Below are 4,280 nucleotides of genomic sequence, written 5' to 3'. Positions count from 1 at the left end.
GTGATAAGGACGGAGCGAATTTTGCTCAGTTTTTCTAATCCTGCTTCTTAGATGAAAAAGCATCAATAGGACTCATCAGACACCTTACCAGTGGGAAGCGAAGTATATTTCCAGAGCTACTTACACGCACAATTATTTCTAGCTGTGCGTTTTTTCTTTGCAACATACGTTTGTCCTCGTATCATTTTATAGCTGTAAGAATATATGTTTGAACGCTATCGAGCTTTTTTATCGTGAACGAGCTGGAAACGATTTGACGTTGGAGCAAACATATTCTCCGTATTTTCCTTATGGTTTATGGTACGTTTACTTTTGTATTTTTTAGCAGTAACCCCGATTTTAGCCTGTTGAACTTCCTTAATACCATTAATGATTAGTTGCATAGCAAAGATGCTTAACATAAAGGCAAGTAGGGGAAAGAGAATAAGCCAATATTGTCCACTTTTAAATGAATGTACAGTATTCCCAATTACTCCAGACCACTCGTTCGTAAGTGATTTAGGAGGCTCATTGAACATTGCCGAGCCCATAATTGTCCCGCCAAAAAATAGATCCAACATACCTAAGTGGATAAAAATAAATAAGACTTGAATAAATTGTTGCCCAAATAGAATCGTTAGTTTAGGAAATAGATGTGGCATCACGTGATGTCGCAATATATGGAATCTGCTTCCACCAAGAACACTCGCACTCGTAATAAATTCTTGCTGGAGTATGTTAGTTATATCTTTCCCTATCAGCACCGTTGTTAATGGAATAACTAGAACGGTCAAAATAATGATTTCGATAAGAATGCGTTCAGAAATCGTGTAGGATGGCTCCATTTCCCACCCTAATTGAAGAATGGGTTTCAACAAAATATAAGCAATTAATGTAAGTGGTAGAAAGTGAATAGAATCTACTATTTTAGATAACCAGCTTTGTTTACGTTTACTTATTGAAAAAGCAAACAAAATTCCACCACATAAACCGATAGCAACTCGAAGAAAAGCAATTAAAAAGCCAAAAACTAGTGTATATTTTGCTCCAATAATTAACTGATCCAGCAAATCAAATCCCTCTTTATCAGAACCCAATAAAAACGGATGACCAGGTGGATGTGGTGGAGTACTTTTTATTGTAGTACCATCTTCCTCGTAAAATATGTTTGCCTGATCAACATGATTATCCGTAATAATGGAATAGCCAATACTACCACCAATGGTTAGAATAAAGAACAGGCACCCTATTGCAAATTTATAGTTTTTTAGTTGCCTCCTTAGTGAAGCTATTGGAATTCGAGGTAGCAGCTTTTTCCAATGGATTATCTTTATATGTTTCATTACACAGCTAATTGGCTGAAAGGAAGGTATTTTTGCTAAGCCATGCGATTCAAATGTCGTTGATTCATCAACCCAAAGGTCAATTAGCTGAAAGGTAATAAAAAAAGGTGTAAATAGCAGGATAAGTGACACAGCTATGGTCATTGGTGAAAAGCTTTCGATAATGTAAAAGGTAAGCCCATTCACATTAAATATTCTCTCAATGATAAACTGACTCGAGAGTGTTGCCCAAATAATTAGCTTGGATTGGTGAAAAGCACTTGGTAGGATGTTTCTAAACACATGACGAATTAGTATAACGGTTTTGGACAGCCCTTTACTTTTTAAAAACCGTACATAGTCCTTTGAAAACTCTTCCTCAATTAAAAATAGTAGAATTTTGAAAAGAAAGATCATCGGTAAGATAGACAAGGTTATAATTGGTCCAGCGTAGGCACGGTCGTCCATGTAGGAGCCTAATGTAAAAAGTGAGACACCAGTCTTGTTATATATATAAATAACTAGCATTTGTAACAGGACAACGAAAACAAGATCAGGGATCGTTTCTAGAAATTCGAGAAACTGCTTAATACCCTGTACAACCTGTTTTGGTAGGGAGTTGACAAAGAAGGCAAGTATAAATGCGATCGCAAAAGCGGTACATATAGCACTAAACAAAATACTCATGGAGTATGTAAATGGGACCCATAACGTCTTTAAAATGGGAAATTCGCCTATGGAACCTTCTATTTGATAAGTCCATGACCCTGGTTGAATAAAATTGCCAAGGAACTTCCATAGATCATGGAAATAGAGAATGATATTAGTAATATCCCCTTTAGCAAAAAACTGTGGAAACACACTAATGCAAAGTATTCCTATAATACCGAGAAGATAAAATAACGTTACTTTTATGACTACTTTCACAATAAAACACATCTCTTCAGAAAATGGTAAGTATTTTAACAATTATGATGATATGTTAAGTATAGGTCGAAAAATTCAGCTTGTAAAGCGTTGAGCTATTCCCTACTAGAAGGGAAAATGAATATAGAATGGCTCACGCTCTAATCATCTCTCTCTTGACTTTATGAACTGCAAACTATATAGTAAAGTTACATATTTGAAGCAAGGATGGAGAATAGTATAATCTAGGTTGTCTTTTTTAGAGAGGAAATGGTTGCTGCAAATTTCTAAAGACAAAGATTAGAACCTGCTCCTGAGTTCGTCACCGGAGAGTGTGTATCACACTGTAAGGTGTACGCGGGTAAGTCCCGTTATCAATGCAGAGTGTGCAATAGTTCCTATTGTAAACAAGGGTGGTACCACCAACCTCGGTCCCTTATTGGATGGAGGATTTTTTGTGTTTTAAAATAGGTATTTGAATATAAATAATTAACTTATATAATGAGGTGTTTGCTTTGGGAAAGAAAAATAAGCAGTTTGTGGAAAAAATCACTGCAATGGAGGACGATTTTGCCCAGTGGTATACTGATGTTGTTAAGCAAGCAGAGCTAGTGGATTATGGTCAAGTACGAGGAACGATGATTATTAAACCATATGGTTATGCTATCTGGGAAAACGTAAAAAATGAGCTAGATAAAAAATTAAAAGAGACAGGTCATACAAATGTTGCTTTCCCATTATTTATTCCGGAAAGCTTACTTCAGAAGGAAAAGGACCATGTTGAAGGCTTTGCACCAGAAGTAGCTTGGGTTACGCATGGCGGAGAAGAAGAATTAGCAGAGCGTTTGGCGGTCCGCCCAACCTCCGAAGTGCTATTCTGTGATTATTACTCAAAAAATATCCATTCCTATCGCGATTTACCCAAACTATATAATCAATGGGGAAATGTGGTGCGTTGGGAAAAGACAACACGACCATTTTTACGTTCGTCGGAATTTCATTGGCAGGAAGGTCATACTGCACATGCGACAGATGAAGATGCTGCTAAAGAAACAAACCAAATGCTAGGCATTTATGCAGATGTAGTAGAGAACTATTTAGCGATCCCTGTACTGCGTGGGAAAAAGACAGACAAAGAAAAATTTGCAGGCGCAAAATATACATTAACGATCGAAAGCATGATGCATGACGGTAAAGCTTTACAATCTGGGACATCACATCATTTCGGCTCTGGTTTCGCTGAAGCCTTTGATATTACCTATCTTGATGAAAATGGGGAAAGCCAATTTGTTCATCAAACTTCATGGGGGCTTTCAACAAGAATTATGGGAGCATTAATTATGGTGCATGGTGATAATCGTGGTTTGGTGATCCCACCACGTATTGCGCCTACGCAAGCAATGATCGTTCCAATTGCTCAACATAAAGAAGGAGTACTAGATAAAGCGTATAATCTTCGAGATCAATTGAAAAATTTGATACGTGTTGAGATTGACGGTAGTGATAAAATGCCTGGCTGGAAATTTAATGAATATGAAATGAAGGGTATTCCGGTACGAATTGAAATGGGGCCTAAGGATATTGAAAAAGAGCAGGTAGTTCTTGTACGTCGTGACACAGGAGAAAAAGAATTTGTTTCATTATCTGAGCTTGAACAGCGATTACCTGCATTATTAGAGGAAATTCAGCTTCATTTATATAATAATGCCAAGAAACATCGAGATGAAAAAACAACAGTAGTGACAAATATGGAAGAGTTCGCAAAAACATTGAACGATAACCCTGGGTTTATCAAAGCAATGTGGTGTGGCGATCAAGCATGTGAAGAGAAAATCAAAGAGGATACACTTGCAACTTCTCGCTGTATTCCTTTTGAACAAGAACAAGTTTCTGATACATGTGTATGTTGTGGAAAAGCAGCAAAAGAATTAGTTTATTGGGCAAAAGCTTATTAATGATAAGCGTTAAAACATAAGTTTTTATCACAAGGGCGCAACTTTGCGCTCTTTTTTGTAAGTTAAGAAAGTATAAAATCAGTGCAATGACTGCGTTAAGCCAAGTAGTTATTTTGAA

General features: G+C 36.8%; 2 protein-coding genes and 1 other annotated feature. Of the genes, one reads left to right on the top strand and one right to left on the bottom strand.

Annotated features, from left to right (window positions below; translation table 11 throughout):
* Positions 1-215: 215 nt before the first annotated feature.
* Entirely contained in the window at positions 216-2,228 is a 2,013-nt protein-coding gene (locus JUJ52_RS22580) for an ABC transporter permease subunit (protein WP_162986355.1), read from the bottom strand.
* A gap of 195 nt (positions 2,229-2,423) precedes the next feature.
* Positions 2,424-2,647: a binding site (T-box leader), on the top strand.
* A 75-nt stretch (positions 2,648-2,722) separates the two neighbouring features.
* On the opposite strand from JUJ52_RS22580, the gene proS reads away from it, so the two are divergent.
* Positions 2,723-4,162, top strand: coding sequence for a proline--tRNA ligase (gene proS, locus JUJ52_RS22575; RefSeq protein ID WP_121604504.1), 1,440 nt, complete (start codon positions 2,723-2,725; stop codon positions 4,160-4,162).
* The last annotated feature ends 118 nt before the right edge of the window (positions 4,163-4,280 follow it).

Source organism: Virgibacillus sp. AGTR, assembly GCF_016919725.2.
GTDB classification, from domain to species: Bacteria; Bacillota; Bacilli; order Bacillales; family Amphibacillaceae; genus Virgibacillus; species Virgibacillus salarius.
The sequence above is the reverse complement of the archived record's forward strand: the minus strand, read 5'-3'. Positions and strand labels throughout refer to the sequence as shown.